Below are 17,164 nucleotides of genomic sequence, written 5' to 3' on the forward strand. Positions count from 1 at the left end.
TCGCTCCATCCTCTCAAGAATTGGAGCCTCCGAGAAATCCGGGGCGGTTCACATTGCCGAGATTCTGCGCACGCACCACTTTGAAAGCCGCGATGACTTAGAGACCACGCTCAAACGCTACGTGTGGCTGTACAACCATCATCTGCCTCAGAAGGCGCTCAAACACCAAGCACCGATACAGGCGATGAAACAGTGGGCACAATCACACCCTCAACTTTTTCGGCGAAATGTACGGAATCTTCCGGGACCCGACACTTAGAGACCACGCTCAAACGCTACGTGTGGCTGTACAACCATCACCTGCCTCAGAAGGCGCTCAAACACCATTCACCGATACAGGCGATGAAAAAGTGGGCACAATCACACCCTCAACTTTTTCGGCGAAATGTACGGAATCTTCCGGGACCCGACAGCTACTGAACACGGCGGGACGTCACCAATCCATCTCTAATTGAACAGTGTTCTCGAATAGCAATGCAGTACGTCTTGTTCGGGGACGATGGCGAAATTGTATTGAAGCAAAGCTTGTAAGAGTGGCCTTGATGAATTAACAAGATCTGGATGGAATCTGTCGTGTATTTCTAACGTGATGTAAGAAATTCTGGACAGCCATTCAGTGTTCTTGGAAAAAAGATGTTCTTCGCCACCCTCTATGTCAATCTTGCAAATAATATGCTCTGATTTTGGGATTCTATCGACAAGATCGTTCAAAGAGATTGTGTGATTTATTTCTGAGGACTCGGTCTGCTCGCTCTCAGGTCCAGATGGGCCGAAACGGAAAGTCCCGGACGCAGAGAGACGCGGGTTGCTTGAGTGCAGTGGGGCTTGTGAGGATACTCGGTCTTCGCTAGATGCCGTTGCAACCCCATGCAGGCCGTTGAATTCAACTTCATTCAGTTCGCATGACCAAAATTCGTAATTCTTCTTAAGGACGCCATAATTATATTCTTCAGCTTCTATGCCATATACTTTCTTAATGGTAGGGAATTCGCAAACCAGCGAAAGAGAAGATGAGCCAATATTCGCACCCACATCCAAGAGCGTGGAGGGCTGGCGCCTTTTTAACTCTTGATGCAGGTAGCTATCTCGAAAATAAATACCCCTGACAAGTTCATTAACTCGAGCCATGTCAGACATCGAGGGGCGGACAAAAATAGAGTGCCCTGTGAAAGGAATTTTTTCTAACGTGGCGGAGCCCGGGGGCATGTGAATGTTTCTCCGTCCATGTGCTCGAGTCCAGCCTTTCATGTAGATTTTTTTTAATAGCTTTTTCGGGTGCATATTAATTATCGAAAGAGGTGGGTTCTCAGGTCTGCGGGGGTTGAAATAATCCGCAGCTGAAAAAAATAAATGGTTTCGTGGATTTTTAGCGGTGCGCTAACTATTTACTATCGCCGGTGGATTTGCGCGTAACTCTAGTCCACTCATTCAGGCAGCGCAGTGGCGACGGGACGGCCAATGCTGTAGTAAGTTAAGCCAAAGCTTGAAACTAATTTCGGATCAAACAAGTTTCGTCCATCAAATATCACTTTTTTCTTGAGGGCTTCGAATAAGGAAGAGAGGTCGGGGCTGTGGTAAACCTTCCATTCTGTAAGGATTGCCAATGCGTCGGCGTTATTTGCCGCATCCATTGGTGACTCGCAGTAAACGAGTTTTTCAAGTCGGCCGTAGATGGCTTCGATTGATTTCATGGCTTGGGGGTCATGTACGCGGACCGAAGCGCCACAGTTCCAGAGCGCCTCAATTAGTGCGCGTGCAGGTGCTTCTCGTACGTCGTCGGTGTTGGGTTTAAAGGCTAGCCCCCAAATTGCAAACGTCATGCCGTTCACGTCACCAAAGTGGCGCAAGATCTTGTCGAAGAGAACCTCTTTTTGCCGTGCGTTTACGTTGTTTACGGCATTGGTCAGCTCCATCTCATAGTCGACCTGCTGACCGATTTTGGATAGGGCCGAGATATCTTTTGGGAAACACGAGCCGCCATACCCTGCACCAGGATAGATAAATTTGTATCCGATGCGGGGGTCTGAGCCGATACCGCGCCTCACTGCATCGATATCCGCGCCTACGCGATCAGCCAAATTGGACAGTTCGTTCATGAAGCTGATTTTGGTTGCGAGCATCGCGTTAGCGGCGTACTTGGTCAGTTCGGATGAGGCAATATCCATCACAATGACGCGGTCGCGCGACCGATTGAATGGTGCGTAAAGGGCGCGCATCAATTCTCCGGTTCGCGGGTTGTCGACGCCGACAATGGTCCGGTCCGGTTTCATGAAATCCTCGACAGCGCTGCCTTCCTTGAGGAACTCGGGGTTCGAGACGACATCGAATTCAACGTTCGCTCCTCTTGCTTGCAGTTTCTCTTGGACCGCGAGGCGCACCGCTTCTGAAGAACCAACAGGCACGGTGGACTTGGTGATTACCACCTTGTACTCGCGCATATGTTCACCCAACGTGCGCGCAACCGTTAGGACATGTCGTAGATCTGCTGACCCATCTTCGTCTGGCGGTGTGCCGACTGCGATCATGATGAACAGGCCGTGCTCAACGGCTGCCTTGGCGTCGGTCGTAAACTGCAGACGGCCTGCTTTGACATTGCGCGCAAGTAATTCGTCCATCCCTGGTTCGTAGAAGGGGCAGTGACCGCTGCTTAGCTTTTGGATTCTGGCGTCATCGATATCGACGCAGACCACTTCATTGCCGGCTTCGGCGAAACAGGCTGCGGTTACCAGGCCAACGTAGCCTGAGCCAAATATGCTGATGTTCACTAGAATGCTTACCGAGTGGTTGTTCTTGGCTGCGTAACGTTGCCTGCAGCGGGTTCCGATTGCGAAGAGGTCATTATTCTACTCAGAATGCTTTGCCGAACTTTTTCGTGGGTTGTAGTCGCTGGAAGCGCACCGCGGGGCTGGCGCCAAGTGGCGATGTCAGACTACCTGAGCTGATCAATAGCTGTCCCCGCTGGCGAGTGGCTGTGTATGGTGCGAAGTGGTCGCGTTCAGCATAGTTTTTGCCAGAACTCCTTCGGAGAAGTAGTCCTTTTCAACCATCCCGGGGTTCTACGCACGCATGCTTTCTTCATTTGCTAAGAACCACGAGTAGGTGCTTTCTACGCCTTCCCGTAAAGTCGTTGCGGCGCTCCATCCGAGCCTGTCGAGGCGCGATATATCCATCAGCTTTCTCGGTGTGCCGTCAGGCTTGGTGGTGTCGTTGGTAATCTCACCCTCGTAGCCAACGACGTCCTTGATCAACTCGGCAAGTTCGCGGATAGAAACGTCCGTTCCCACTCCGACATTGACGATCTCCGAATCCGAGTAGGTTTCAGTCAGGTGCACAACGGCGTCACCCAAGTCGTCAACATGTAGGAACTCGCGTTTTGGGGAGCCCGTCCCCCACATCACGACCTGCGGTGCGTTACTGAGTTTCGCTTCGTGAAACTTGCGCAGCAGGGCCGGGAGTACGTGTGAATTCTCAAGATGAAAGTTGTCGCCTGGACCATACAGATTGGTCGGCATTAGCGAGATGGCATCGAATCCGTACTGTTTGCGGTAGGCTTGGCACATCTTGATGCCTGCAATCTTGGCAATGGCATACCACTCATTGGTGGCCTCCAGGGTCCCCGTGAGTAGCGAGTCTTCCCGCATAGGCTGCTCAGCGAATTTGGGGTAGATGCAGGACGAGCCGAGAAAGACCAGTTTTTCAACGCCGGCCTGCCAAGCCGAGTGAATCACATTGGTCTGGATGGCCAAATTGTCGCGAATGAACTCCGCTGGGTAGGTGTCGTTGGCATGGATGCCTCCGACCTTGGCCGCCGCGAGGATGACGTGGCTGGGTTGCTCTGCCGCGAAAAATGACTGCACAGCAACTTGGTCGGTCAGGTCTAGTTCGCGGTGACTGCGGGTGATGAGATTCTGGTAACCCTTGCGTCCGAGCGCCCGAACGATCGCGGAGCCAGCCAGCCCGCGATGGCCGGCGACATAGATCTTGGAGTCTGGAGTCACCGCGTTTACTCGTTGTAGTCAAAGGCGCGGTAGCCGGCTTCGGTCACCAGCCGGTCACGCTTGGCGTGCTCGAAGTCAGACGTGATCATGTCTTTCACGAGTTCCTCAAACGTGATCTTCGGCACCCATCCCAGTTTCTCCTTGGCCTTGGTCGGGTCACCCAGCAGGGTCTCGACTTCGGCAGGGCGGAAATAGCGTGGATCGACACCGACGATTTGCTGGCCCGGCTGGACCGTCAATTCCGGATTACTCACGCCGGTGACGGTGCCGACTTCGTCGACGCCTTCACCAGAGAACGTGATCTCCATGCCCAGTTCGGCCGCCGAGCGTTGGACAAATTCGCGAACGGAATGCTGTTCACCGGTGGCGATGACGAAATCCTCCGGCGTGTCCTGCTGCAGCATCATCCACTGCATTTCCACGTAGTCCTTGGCATGCCCCCAGTCGCGCAGAGCATCCATGTTGCCTAGATGCAACTTGTCCTGAAGCCCGAGGGCAATACGCGCGATAGCGCGCGTGATCTTGCGGGTCACGAAGGTTTCACCGCGAATCGGCGACTCGTGGTTGAACAGGATGCCATTGCAGGCGTACATCCCGTAGCTCTCACGGTAATTCACCGTGATCCAGTACCCGTAGAGCTTGGCGACCGCGTAGGGCGACCGCGGGTAGAACGGGGTGGTTTCCTTCTGCGGGATCTCCTGCACCAGCCCGTACAGTTCAGACGTGGAGGCCTGATAAAACTTGGTTTTGTCGGTCAGTCCCAGAATCCGGATCGCCTCGAGCAGTCGCAGTGTGCCAAGTGCATCGCCATTGGCGGTGTACTCGGGGCTGTCGAAAGACACGGCGACATGGGATTGTGCGCCGAGGTTGTAGATTTCGTCCGGTTCAATCTGTTGAACGATGCGGATGAGGTTCGTGGAGTCGGTCAGATCGCCGTAGTGCAGCACGAAGCGGCGGTCGCTTTCGTGTGGGTCCTGATACAGATGGTCGATTCGGTCCGTGTTGAACAAAGAGGCGCGGCGCTTAATGCCGTGAACTTCGTACCCCTTTTCCAACAATAGCTCAGCCAGGTAGGCGCCATCTTGCCCCGTGACGCCGGTAATCAATGCTTTTTTCACTACGCTCTTATCCGTTGCGCTTGATCGATATGTCCGCAGCTGGTGAGCGCCGGGAAACGGCGCGGTGGCGGACCTGGATCACTGCGTCGTTGCAGTGCAATAACCGGGCCGGAGTCTAGCAGGCCGGGAGGCCGTTTCGGACCCCCCAAAGAAAACGGCGTGACTCAGGTCACGCCGTTTTCGCGTCAGCGACCTCGGCTATGCGGGCCTTGACCCATCCGACCGCCTGGTCAAAAATCTCGCCAGCGCCGGCAGCACGAGAATGGCCCCGAACATGTTCGCAGTGAACATGAACACCAGCAGCAGGCCCATGTCCGCCTGGAACTGGAGGGCGGAGAAGAGCCAGGTGCCAACCCCCACGCCGAGTGCCACGCCGGTGAACAGCACGGCCTTGCCGGTCTTGTTCAGTGTTTCGAACATGGCTTCTTCCAGCGTCAGACCGCGTTCGATGCCGTCGACCAACGTGGCGTAGACGTAGATGCCGTAGTCCACGCCGATGCCTACGGCGAGCGCTACGACGGGCAGGGTGGCGACCTTGAGGCCGATGTCGGTCATGGCCATGACGGCGTAGGCCATGATGGAGACCAGCGACAGCGGCGCGACGACGCAGATCACGCCGGAGAGCGTCCGAAAGCTGAGCCACAGGAACAGAATGACCACAACGTAGACCCAGAATACGACTTGCAGCTCCTGTGCCTCTACGACCTCGTTGGTCGCGGCCATCACTCCGACATTGCCCGTGGCTAGCGCGAAGTTGACGGGGCAGGGGGAGTCGATCGCACGGATCTCATCCTGTTCGGAGCTCAGCTTTTCCTGCAAGTCGGCTGCCTCTGCTTTGAGTCGCAGCGCCTCCTCGCTGTTGGCATCCAGCGCGACCAGGCGATCATTACGCTGCTTGAGATCGAGGGCGGTCTGGCCGGCCTGGCGGATTAATGCGGTTTTGTCCGCGCAGACCTCGAGGTTGGTATCGGGATGATCGTTGGCGAAGCGCTCGGCGTTTTCGGCGTTGAAGGCGTCGACCTGTTCGACGATGTGCTTGATGGTGCCGGCGCGGTGGTCTTCGGTGAACACGAACATCGCCATCGCGGAACAATCGTTGTTCAGCAGGCCCGTGGACGATGGGAACTGCGACAGCAACAAGGCCATCGCATTGGGGTTGCGGGGCAGGATGCGGGCGTTGATGTGGCCTTCATTAAACCCTGAATAGACCAGTTTCATGTAGGTCGGCAGCCCCAGGGCGGTTTGCACGCCGTCGGTGTTCTGCATGGTCCACAGGAAGCGATCCACCTGTTCCATCGTGTGGTAGAAGCGGCACGCCTCCGGTTCGGTTTCGGCCACAACCTTGAGGATGTCGACACCCAGGTCGAAGTTCTCGACGATTGCGGCGGAATCCATGTTGTAGCGTGAATCAGGCCGCAGCTCGGGCACGCCCTTTTGCGCGTCGCCGACCTGGAGATCCGGGTATTTGTAGAGCGAGAATGCAAGCAATACGGCGCAGATCAACAGGGTGACAATCGCCGGGCCGCGGCGCGTGATCTTCGCCATGAAGCGGAATAGCCCGGCGAGCATGGCTTCCTTCTTTGCCTGCTTGGCCTGGAACTTGTCGACATCGCCGATCGATATGTACGTCAGCCAGATCGGCATCATCACCTTGTTGGTAATGATGATCGACGCGACGCCGAAGGCCGCGTTCAACGACATCTCCCGGATGATGTCGATGGGGATCAGGTAGATGGTCGCAAACCCGGCCACGTCGGTGATCAGCGCGGTGGTGCCCGGAATCGCAAGGCGGCGGAAGGTTTCCAGCGATGCGTCGTGGCTGTTGCGGCCAGCCGCGATTTCATCCACCCAGGCATTCACGTACTGCACGCCGTGGGAGACCGACACCGACAGCACCAGGAAGGGCACGAGGATCGCGAACGGATCGAGCCCGTAGCCGGCCGTGGTCAGCAGGCCGAATTCCCAGATGACCGCAACGACCGAGCAGGCCAGGGGCAGGAAGGCGAGCTTGAGTGATGACGTGTAGAGCCACAACAGCACGAACGTCATCAGCAAGGTCAGCAGGAAGAAGCCCACCACTTCCAGCGTGGCGTCGGTCACATCGCCAATGATCTTGGCGAAGCCGATGATGTGGACCGATACCGATTCCGAGTAATTGTCGTTCTCCAGCTCGACGATTTCGAGTTCGCGATTGGGAACCTCGACGGTGATCGGTACACCGCTTTCGTTCTCGGTCTTGACCGATGTCTTGCCAAACCAGCGGTCCAGCCGGCCAGGCTCGCTGAACTGGGTTGCCACGACGGCGCCGGCGCTTTCCTGCTCGACGGCTTCCTTCAGGCGGAACTCCCACTTGCGCGGGCTGTTAATGGAGCCGCGAATACGCTCCAGTTCGGCGGCGACCGCGCGGTAATCCAGCTTTTCGCCGGTGCGCGGATCGAACTCCAGCAACTCGGTCTGTACCAGCGCGCCGGATTCGTCCTCGGTGACCAGCCGACCGATGATGTCAGCCTTGCCGACGTTGATACGGATCAGATCGAAGTTTGTCTGGTCCGGCCGGTAATCCGCCGGCACCACGTTGGCGCCGGACAGTCCGCCTTCCACGACCTCGATGTAGCGAACGTTGCGAGTGAACAGCGATGTGACACGCCGGCGGTCGTTGCCCGGTACGTAGAACACCTCATCGGTGACGAACTTGAGTTTTTGCAGAAACTCTTCGTTGTAGATGTCGCTGCCGTCCTTTTGCAGCAGCGCCACCAGCACGGTGTTCGCACCGCCGAATTCCGACTGATACTGCTTGAACACGTTCATGTAGGGGTGTTCGAGCGGAATCGACTTCTCGAACCCGGCATCCGGTTCGAGCTGGGCAGCCTGATACCCGAGAATGACCGTGAGGACCGTGAGCCAGAGAATCCCTATCCAGCGCTTGCCATAAATCAGTGGTTCGACGACGCCGAGGATCCGTTGGGTCCACGCGCCGGTTGACGCTGAAGTGCCTGCCATATCTACAAACTCCCTTTATCGGCGCTGCTGCGAAAGCGCGCCCAAGCTAATGCGGACTTCAGCGTCCGATGGCCAAGTGGTTCAATCCTGTTTCCCCGCCAAGCACGAGGGTATCGTCCAGGCGATCGACGTCGCCCAGTGCCGAGGCGCCCCCGCCGGGGATCCGGGTCAACTCGGACTCGCCGTCCGTGTAGCGCACGATGGCGCCGTTAACGCCGACCAGGTAAGCGCCGCTGTTTGTGACGATGCCGTTGAACAGCGAATCGTTGCCGTCAAAGGTCAATTGCGTGACGGCGTCTTCCGGGATGTCCCCCAGCGGGTACTCCCCGTATTCGTCGAATTCCAGCGTCGGCAACGCGGCGACATTTTCCAGGCGGTAGACGTTGCCACGCAGGCCAAAAATGATGGCGCCGGCGTCACCGTAAGGCAGCGCGCCGAAATATGAGCCGAAATATGGGCTGGCAACGCGCTCCCAGGTCAGGCCCTGATCCGTCGAGCGGGCAAGCATGCTGCGTTCGCCGGCGATGAGTAGCGTGCCGTCCGCGAGCTCGGTGATGGAGTAGTGGTGCAACTCGCCCTGTCCGACCGGCGAATCCACCGGTTCCCAACTGTCGCCACCGTCGTCGGTGCGCCAGAACAAGTCGTAGGCGCCCACGGCCAAACCGCGTTGTGCGTCGAAGAAGTGCAGGTCGTAAATGGCCTGCTCCAACTCCGGTTGGTAGTTCTGTAGCGACCAGCTTTGTCCGCCATCCGTGGTCTTGAGCACGGTGGCATCGTGCCCGCCGATCCAGCCGGTCTGGTCATCCACGAAGTGCACCCGGTTGAGCATCACCGACACCGGAACCTGGACCTGCGTCCAGTTCTCACCGTCGGGCGAACGCATGACATGGCCGCGCTCACCGACTGCGATGACATGGTCGCCGGCCTGTGCGAGGTCGGTGACGATGCTGTCCTCCGACAAGTCGGACAGCATTGACGGATGGGGCTGAATCGGATCGTCCTGGGGCGCGGCGAAGGCGGCGCCAGCCAGGGCAAGCGGAAATGCGGCGGCTAGCCAGACGCTGCGCATGGTCACTCTCCCTTTGACTCGTCGTGGGGCAGGGGGCCGCTGCGATGAGCGACAGACGGGTGGCGCGAGGCTAGGCTCGCGCCACCCAGTTGGTGTCGTGCGCGGTTAGCGGGTGGCGCGACGCTTGAGTTCGCGCGGGTCAAAGAAGCGCGTGTCGTAATCGACGAACTGGTTATTCGCCTCGTCTTCAGAGCGCAGGGCGGTGGCGAAATACGAACGCGCCTGCAGGTCGTAGATGATCTCGGGCACCGTCGTCGAGGCCGGCAGTCCACGTTCCACGATCAGGTGGCCTTCCTGCACCTTCCACAGGTTGCCGCGGGTGTCGTAGCAGTCAACCGCCACGATGTTCCAGCTGTCCTCATCCACATAAAAGCGGCGCTTGCCGAACTTGTGGGTCGTGCCATCCTTCAGGTCGGCTTCCACCACCCATACGCGGCGTAGCTCATAGCGCGGCAGATCCTGGTTGATGTGACTCTTGCCGATCACGTCGTCGTACTTCACGTCGGACTTGTTCATCGCGAAGGAATTGACCGGGATGTACATTTCCTTCTTGCCGATCAGCTTCCAGGTGAAGCGATCCAGGGCGCCGTTGTACATGTCGACCTGGTCGTAGAACTGATTGCCATCCGTGCCTTCGTACGGATTGTCGTAGGCAACCGACGGTGCACGACGCACGCGGCGCAGGGCTGGCGGGTACAGCCAGGCGCTGCGGTAGTCCACGTGCTCCCAGGCCATCAGGAACAGGCCGGCGTTACGCGGCGGCGACAGGATCTCGGCCACGTAGTAGATCGTGATGTCGTCCTTGTCGTTGATCGGAACGTGGTCTTCTGTGAGGTTGGCGTACGGGAAGAGCACATCTTCGCGGAGCGTGGACTGGGTGTAAGAGCCGTCCGGCAGCACGATGAACTGGTTGTTGAAACGCTGCTGAGCCTTGCCGCGATATTTCAGGCGGTGGTTCCAGATGACCTCAGCGCCGTTTTTCGGAATGGGGAAGGGGAAACCCACCTCTGCGCCCAGCAGAAGGTCGGTGCCTTCCAGCGATGCGTTGGTCGCATTCTTTTTGGTGTACTCGTAGTACTCCTCCGGGAAGCCCGAGCTACGACGCGTCGGGTACACGTTCATCTTGTACGTGTCGCCGTAGGCGTTGAACAAGGCCAGATGACCAACCGTCAACTTGTCCTTGTACTGGTCGATATTGTCCTTGGTGATCGTGAACTTGATCTCGTCATCAGCAAACGGGTCATCCCAGTGCGTGGGCTCCGAAATATCCAGCTTGGGCAGGCCGCCGTCCCAGGCCGGAATCGTGCCGTCGGCATTGCCGGCCTTCTCGGCTCCGATGGGGGTGAGTTCCGCGCCGAGCTTGGCGGCCTCTTCGGCCGACACCTTGGCAAGCACGGGGAAGGCCGCCACGCTCAGGGCGCCTGCGAGTAGGAAAGGTGTGGTTCGCATCAGATTGATCCTCCAAATGAATTCGTGGGCGTCGCGGCAAACGCGACGCTTGTCAACTTTCTAGACTGCTTCGGCCCGGGCAGTGGTTTCGGATGCATTCGCAGGCCATCAGAACCGGTAGCGCACGCCCATCTGGGCGAAGTCCCGGTCGCGCAGTACGTTGTTTTCTTTGGCTCCTGTATACCACTGATATCCAGCGGTGAACGACAGCGCGTTCTTCACGCGCATCTCGATGTTGAGCGAATACTGCTGGCGCCCTTGCACGAAGCGCTCGCCGGGGCCGGGGGAGATACCGTACACATCGTGTTTGATCAGGAACACCGGCTCGAAGCTGATGCCAGGGAACACGCTTTCATAGCGCACGATGGCGATCAGGTCGTAGCCGAACGAGTTGGCGGTGGTCCAGTAATCGGGATTGGCCTGCTGCGGATTGAAGCGTGCACCGGATGGCCCAACCCAGCCACTGTTGGCGAGTCCGTCCAGATTTCCGTCCGCACCCGAGCCGTCCGCACCGGCTGAAGCATGGGTGTACTGGCCCGGCCCTTCGATCTGCAGTTCTGCCAGATCTGGCAGGTCGAGAATGTGCGTGCCGCCCAGTTCGAACAGGAAGATGATCTGGTCGGCGCCAACCCAGTTCTCCGGCCCCAGGATGTAGGTCGCGCCGAGAATCCAGTTCACGGTCTGGAACTCTTCGTAACCGCGAATGTAATCACCCGGTTGCAGGCCATTTTCGGCGCCCGAGTAGCCACTGACGCCGCGGTAGTCCAGCAGGTAGGACGGGCCGACGAACTCCTGCCCGGTGATCGTCGTGACCGTGGTGCCGATGCCGGGCAGCGACACATCCAGGAAATCTTCCTGCCCACCGGGCGTGCATTGCGTCGGATCGGCTGAGCAGCCCGTTGGGAAGGGTGTCGCCAACGCCGAGAATCCGACATCGATCAGCGAGACTTGCAGCGGGTCGTTCGGGCGATAGACGAATTCACCCTGCAGCGAGACCTCACCGACGGCCGTGTTGAACGACATGCCGAACAGCTTGATGTCTTCCGGGTACTCCAGCTGGAACTTCACCGTATCCAGCGGGTACGCGGTGCCGCCAATGCCCGGCTGGGAATAGGTGGCCGGGTTCGTGGAACGGCCCGTGTCCTGCTCTGCCGGGCCGCCGTTCGGGTCGCGGTCCGGATCACCCTGATAGGTGATCGCCCACAAGGCCGCGTCCAGCGAGGTGCCGGGGCAAGCGGTCAGAAAGCCCAGGGTGTCGGTAATCTGTGAGCCGGACGGCACCAGATCTTCCAGGCAGCCGACATTGCCCGCATAGGACGACAGGTACGGCAGGCGGCTGTGGTAGTTCGCAAAGTAGAAGTTCAGTTCCGTGCCGGTCAGCAGGTCGGGGAGGTACATCGACAACGAGAGGCCGTATTGACCGGTGTCCTTGGCCTCTTTCTGCGGCAGCAGTTCCGCGGTCAGGCTGGTTTCTGCCAGTGCGGACAGCAGGCCCTGGTTGGCGATGGCCAGCGAGTTCGGATCTTCTGGTGTCTTGCCGAATCCGATCGATACGGTCTCCGCGGAATTGTTGGTGTCGGCGTCGATGAACGATAGAAACGCGCCCGGCGGCGGAATCACGACCGGCTGCCATTCGTAGCCGTACCAGCCAGAGATGCCGATGTCGTAGGTCAGATCGGTCTTGAACGACACCGCGCCCAGTGGCTTGAACACTTCGTCGATATTGAGGAAGGCCGGGCGATTCAGGGCGTTGGCATCCAGGGCGCCGAAGCTGTTCAGTGAGCCCACCGCGAGGTAGGTGGATTCACCCCAGTTGATCAGTTGCCGGCCAACCGTCACGTTGAGGTCGCGGTCACCAAAGAAGGGCAGGCGGGTCGCTAGGCGAAAATCCAGCAACTCCATGTCCAGCCCGACCGTTTCCTGCTGATTGTCGTTGCGTTCGATGAACACCGCTTCGCCGCGGCTCAGTCGGGTATTGCCGGTGCCACCGGGGCCGAAGGGCGGCGCCGCGTGTGGATTGTTGGCGATCGTGTTTTCTGTAATGACGTTCGGATGAAACTCGGCGCGATCATAGTTCGCGAAGTCGTAGTGGCCGTAGTAGCGGGTGAAGAACTCCCAGTCCAGACCGAAGGCGTCGAAATCGAGTGAAATATCTTGGGAGAACTTGAACAGCCCCTGGGTGACATCGTACTTGTCGAAGTTCAGGTTGCCGTCATCCGCATTCACCGAGAACACGCCAGGCGCCTCGACCGCGCGCTGGTTGCGGGCAGGCCCCTCGCCGATGACCCCCAAGCCCGGTTCAGGATTGCCGTTCTCATCAAAGCCATTGCTATGCCCCTGGCAAGACGAGATCGCGCACAGGTCCGGATCGAGGTTGGATTTGCCGACCAGGCGGCTGTCGCGATCCTGCATGCGCCACTGCACACCGAGCTCGACCGAGGTGTTGATGGTCCCTGTGACGTCGCCGAAATCGATTTTCAGCGCATACGCTGGCGTCAGAACCGCCAACAGGCCCACTCCCGCAATGACCGCCGCAACCCGACGTGATCGCCCGTCGGCCGGCATCTGCAGCTTGCCCATCCGTGTTGTCTCCAGTCACCACTCGCATCCTGCGGTGGCGTTGTTATGCGGCCGCCGATAACGGCGACCGTGCAATTGTCCTCCACACGCGGATGCTTGGTTTTCCGCGTGCCACCTACCGGTCAATTTACCGAGAATTCAATGCATTGACGGGTAATGAGCTAAACATAAACGAACGTTCACGGGGACTCAAGCGGTATTCAACCCTGTCGAGGCCGTGGGTGGTCCGACTAGAACCGATAACGCGCTCCGAGCTGAGCGAAATCGCGGTCTCTGAGCACGTTGTTGCCTTTCGCTCCCGTGAACCACTGGTAGCCCGCCGTGAACGACAGCGCGTTGCGCACGCGCATCTCCACGTTGACCGAATACTGCTGGCGGCCTTGCACAAAGCGTTCGCCCGGCCCCGGCGACGTGCCGGCGACATCGTGCTTGATCAGGACAACCGGCTCGAAACTGATGCCGGGAAAGACCGACTCATAGCGCAGGATTGCGATCAGGTCGTAGCCGAATGCGTTGCGTGTGGTCCAGTGGCTGGGGTCGGCCTGTTGCGGATTGAAGCGTGCGCCAGAGGGGCCGACCCAGCCGCTGTTTGCCAAGCCGTCTAGGTTGCCGTCGGCACCGGAGCCATCCGCCCCGGCCGAGGCGTGGGTGTACTGGCCCGGCGCCTCGATTTGCAGCTGTTCCAACGGCGGCAGATCGAGAATGTGGCTACCGCCCAACTCCAGCAGAAAGATCACCTGATCGGCGGCAAACCAGTTGCCGGGGCCGAGCACGTAGGTGGCACCGAAGATCCAGTTAATGGTTTGGAAAGGTTCATAGCCGCGAATGTAGTCACCGGGCTGCAGGCCATTGTCGGCGCCGGACCATGCGTCCACGCCGCGATAATTCAGCAGAAACGAAGGGCCGACGAACGCCTGACCGGTGATCGTGGTGACGGTCGTGCCGAGGCCTGGCAGCGACACATCGAGAAAGTCCTCTGCGCTGCCGGGTGTGCAAACCGACGGATCAGCCGTGCACCCGGACGGGAACACCGTCTGCAGGGCCGAAAAGCCGACGTCCACCGTGGAAATCTGCAAGGGGTCTTCCGGTCGATAAACCATCTCGCCCTGGAACGATACATCGCCGATTGCGGTGTTGAACGAGAATCCGAACAGATCGATGTCTTCGGGATATTCGAGCTGGAACTTCACCGTATCCAGCGGATAGGCGGTGCCGCCTTCGCCCGGCTGCGAGTAGCCATCGGGATTGGTTTGCCGTCCTGTGTCTTGCTCCGGCTGGCCCCCGTTGGGGTCATTGGCCGGGTCGCCGCCGGTCTGGATCGCCCAAAGCGCCGACTCGAGATGCGCGGTGGGGCAGTCGGTGAATACCGCCAATGTGTCGGCAAGCTGGCTGCCACTGGGCACGGTGTTCTCCAGGCAGCCGATTTCCCCCGCATAGGCAGACAGGAAGGGCAGGCGGCTGTGGTAGCGCGCGTAGTACAGGTTCAGCTCGGTGCCGGTGAACAGGTCAGGAAAATAAAACGACATCGCGACGCCGTACTGGCCGCCATCCTGGGCTTCGCGCTGGGGGAGCAGTTCCGCCGTCGCGCCGGTCTCGGCCAGGGCCACCAGCAGGGTTTGATTGCCCAGCGCAAGCATCTGGGGGTCTTCCCCGGTCTTCCCCGGTCTTGCCGAAGTTGATGGCGATGGAATTCGCGGAGTTGTGTGTATCCAGATCCACGAACGAGAAGAACGAGCCGGGCGGCGGCACCTGGGCCGGTTCCCATTCGTAGCCGTACCAGGCGGAAATGCCGATGTCGTAGGTCAGGTCGGTTTTGAGCGAGACTGCGCCCAGCGGACGAAAGGTTTCTTCCACATTTAGGTAGGCCGGGCGCATGAATGCATTGGCGTCCAGCGACGAAAATGTGTTGAGGGAGCCGACAGCCAGGTAGGTGGACTCGCCCCAGTTGATCAGCTGCCGGCCGATGGTGACATCGAGATCACGGTCGCCGATGAACGGCAGTCGCGTGTTGAGGTTGAAGTCCAGAACCTGAAAGCCCAGGCCGATCTGCTCCTGCTGGCGGTCGTTGCGTTCCACGAACACGGGCTCCCCGACGCTCAGGCGCCGGTTCGGCGGATCGTCGTCCGGGTAAAGCCCGGAATCGGGGTTGTTGTTGATGGCGTTCTGCGTAATGCGATTCGGGTGGTATTCGAGGCGGTCGTAGTTGGCGAAGTCATAGTGGCCGTAGTAGCGGCCAAAGAACTTCCAGTCCAGGTCGAAGGCCTCGAAGTTCAGCGTGATGTCCTGCGCGATCTTGACCAGGCCCTGGGTGACGTCGTACTTGTCGAAGTTGAGATTGCCATCGTCGTGGTTGATCGAGAACACGCCGGGGGCGTCGACCGCCCGTTGGTTGCGATCCGGTCCCTCGCCGATGACGCCCAGACCGGGCTCCGGATTGCCGTTTTCGTCAAAGCCGTTGCTGTGACCCTGGCAGGAGGAAATCGCGCAGAGCTCCGGGTTCAGGTTGGCTTTGCCGACGAGCCGGCTGTCCCGGTCCTGCATGCGCCACTGCGCCCCGATTTCCATGGACGTGTTGATGGTGGCGGACAGCTCGTCGAAATTGAACTGCAAGGCCGCAGCCGGTGGCGCGGCAGCAAGCGCCAAAATGCCCGCGCCGACCGCTGCGCGGACACGTCCCCTGATCGACAGTGATTCCTGTCTCATTATTGTCTCCTCTTTGTTCCGGCGTTCTGTGACGATCCGGTTTTATTCAGGACTGACGGTCTGACGCCGTTCTAATGCCCTGCTCAGGCGACTGTATTGCGGTCCCCGCCGACGGGCAAGCAACGCCGCTCTTGGAATGGGCTGAAGAAAGCCCCATATTGCCGACGCCCATCGGTGGGCACGGAGAAACTATCGATGCCGATTTACGAATACGTTTGCCGCGATTGCGGCCATGAGCTGGAGGCGTTGCAGCGCCTGTCCGACGCCCCGTTAACCGATTGCCCGTCCTGCGAGGCGGCTGCGTTGCAGAAAAAGGTTTCGGCGGCAGGCTTTCGTCTGAAGGGCGCCGGCTGGTACGAGACCGATTTCAAGTCGTCCGGCAAGCGCAATCTCGCCGGCGATTCGGCCAAATCGGGTGGTGATTCCGATGCCAAGTCGGCGGACAAGGCGCCCGCCGCAAAGACGGACTCGGCGGGTGGGTCGGCGTCAGCCGGCAGCGCGTCCAAGTCCTCCGACAGCAGCTCATCGAGTAGCCAGTCGTCCGGCACCAAATCGTCCGGTACCCAATCTTCAGGCTCATCGACCGCCTCGGCGTGAAACGTCTGTTCCAGCGCTGGTTGCTGGCTGGGGTCGTCATTTGGCTGCCCATCGTCACGACGATTTTCGCCGTGCGGTTTCTGTTGGACCTGCTGGACCACACGGTGGCCTGGATGCCGACAGCCTGGCAGCCGGAAAGCTGGCTGGGGTTCCAGCTGCCGGGTCTGGGCCTCGTGTTCAGCCTGGTCGTTGTCTTGGCAACCGGTGCGCTGGCGGCCAACTGGTTGGGATTGCGGTTGCTGGGCTTTGGCGAGTCTCTGGTCGGCCGTCTGCCGCTGGTCCGGAGCATCTACAAATCGATGAAACGGGTTGCCGAGACGGTGTTCTCGGAGAAAGGCAACGCGTTTCGTGAGGTGTTGCTGTTGGAATATCCCCGGCCGGGATTGTGGGTCATTGGTTTCCGCACCGGCGAAGCGCCGGATGAGGTGGACTTACACACGGGCCGGTCGATGGCGACGGTCTATATCCCGACGACACCGAATCCGACCTCGGGTTTTGTGGTGATGGCCGCCGAGGACGAGCTGATCCGGCTGAAGATGCCGGTGGAGGATGCCTTGCAGCTCATCATCTCGATGGGCGCTGTGCGCCCCGAAGTGACGGCACAAACCGTGGCCGCGATCGACGCCGCAAGGCCTGAACGGTAGAATCGC

13 protein-coding genes and 1 pseudogene are annotated in these 17,164 nt (G+C 59.2%); 4 read left to right on the forward strand and 10 right to left on the reverse strand.

Annotated features, from left to right (window positions below; all coding sequences use genetic code 11):
* Both ACE1EY_RS00005 and ACE1EY_RS00010 read left to right on the forward strand, forming a co-directional pair.
* Positions 1-259, forward strand: a 259-nt coding sequence (locus ACE1EY_RS00005; protein ID WP_370299131.1) for an IS3 family transposase, incomplete at its 5' end; no start/stop codon positions are given.
* A pseudogene (locus ACE1EY_RS00010) lies at positions 256-420 on the forward strand (IS481 family transposase); the annotation flags it as partial. The gene ACE1EY_RS00005 and the pseudogene ACE1EY_RS00010, both read left to right, overlap by 4 nt.
* Before the next feature lie 27 nt (positions 421-447).
* On the opposite strand, the gene ACE1EY_RS00015 reads toward ACE1EY_RS00010, so the two are convergent.
* From ACE1EY_RS00015 to ACE1EY_RS00060, 10 genes are all read right to left on the reverse strand, one after another.
* Positions 448-1,281 carry an FkbM family methyltransferase gene (locus tag ACE1EY_RS00015; RefSeq protein WP_373928020.1) on the reverse strand — a complete coding sequence of 278 codons (834 nt, stop codon included), beginning with the start codon at positions 1,279-1,281 and terminating at the stop codon, positions 448-450.
* A gap of 143 nt (positions 1,282-1,424) precedes the next feature.
* Positions 1,425-2,765, reverse strand: coding sequence for a UDP-glucose/GDP-mannose dehydrogenase family protein (locus ACE1EY_RS00020; RefSeq protein ID WP_370299134.1), 1,341 nt, complete (start codon positions 2,763-2,765; stop codon positions 1,425-1,427).
* 291 nt (positions 2,766-3,056) lie between these two features.
* Positions 3,057-3,998, reverse strand: coding sequence for a GDP-L-fucose synthase family protein (locus ACE1EY_RS00025; RefSeq protein WP_370299135.1), 942 nt, complete (start codon positions 3,996-3,998; stop codon positions 3,057-3,059).
* Between the two features lie 5 nt (positions 3,999-4,003).
* A complete protein-coding gene (gene gmd, locus ACE1EY_RS00030; RefSeq protein ID WP_370299136.1) occupies positions 4,004-5,116 on the reverse strand; it encodes a GDP-mannose 4,6-dehydratase in 1,113 nt (370 codons plus the stop codon).
* Positions 5,117-5,314: 198 nt separating this feature from the next.
* Complete coding sequence (locus tag ACE1EY_RS00035) at positions 5,315-8,116, reverse strand: RND family transporter (protein ID WP_370299137.1); 2,802 nt, start codon at positions 8,114-8,116, stop codon at positions 5,315-5,317.
* A 58-nt stretch (positions 8,117-8,174) separates the two neighbouring features.
* Positions 8,175-9,185 (reverse strand): WD40/YVTN/BNR-like repeat-containing protein, encoded by a 1,011-nt coding sequence (locus ACE1EY_RS00040; protein ID WP_370299138.1) that lies wholly within the window; start codon positions 9,183-9,185, stop codon positions 8,175-8,177.
* Between the two features lie 105 nt (positions 9,186-9,290).
* Positions 9,291-10,634 carry a DUF1329 domain-containing protein gene (locus tag ACE1EY_RS00045; RefSeq protein ID WP_291515209.1) on the reverse strand — a complete coding sequence of 448 codons (1,344 nt, stop codon included), beginning with the start codon at positions 10,632-10,634 and terminating at the stop codon, positions 9,291-9,293.
* Between the two features lie 108 nt (positions 10,635-10,742).
* Positions 10,743-13,214, reverse strand: a complete 2,472-nt coding sequence (locus ACE1EY_RS00050) for a DUF1302 domain-containing protein (RefSeq protein WP_370299139.1) — start codon at positions 13,212-13,214, stop codon at positions 10,743-10,745.
* A gap of 230 nt (positions 13,215-13,444) precedes the next feature.
* Entirely contained in the window at positions 13,445-14,821 is a 1,377-nt protein-coding gene (locus tag ACE1EY_RS00055; protein WP_370299159.1) for a DUF1302 family protein, read from the reverse strand.
* Positions 14,721-15,917 (reverse strand): DUF1302 domain-containing protein, encoded by a 1,197-nt coding sequence (locus tag ACE1EY_RS00060; protein WP_370299140.1) that lies wholly within the window; start codon positions 15,915-15,917, stop codon positions 14,721-14,723. Before ACE1EY_RS00060 ends, ACE1EY_RS00055 begins: the two co-directional genes overlap by 101 nt.
* Before the next feature lie 195 nt (positions 15,918-16,112).
* On the opposite strand from ACE1EY_RS00060, the gene ACE1EY_RS00065 reads away from it, so the two are divergent.
* Entirely contained in the window at positions 16,113-16,514 is a 402-nt protein-coding gene (locus tag ACE1EY_RS00065; protein WP_291514980.1) for a zinc ribbon domain-containing protein, read from the forward strand.
* Positions 16,511-17,158, forward strand: coding sequence for a DUF502 domain-containing protein (locus ACE1EY_RS00070; protein ID WP_370299141.1), 648 nt, complete (start codon positions 16,511-16,513; stop codon positions 17,156-17,158). Before ACE1EY_RS00065 ends, ACE1EY_RS00070 begins: the two co-directional genes overlap by 4 nt.
* Positions 17,159-17,164 lie beyond the last annotated feature (6 nt).

The organism is Abyssibacter sp., from assembly GCF_964229365.1.
Taxonomy (GTDB): Bacteria; Pseudomonadota; Gammaproteobacteria; order Nevskiales; family OUC007; genus Abyssibacter.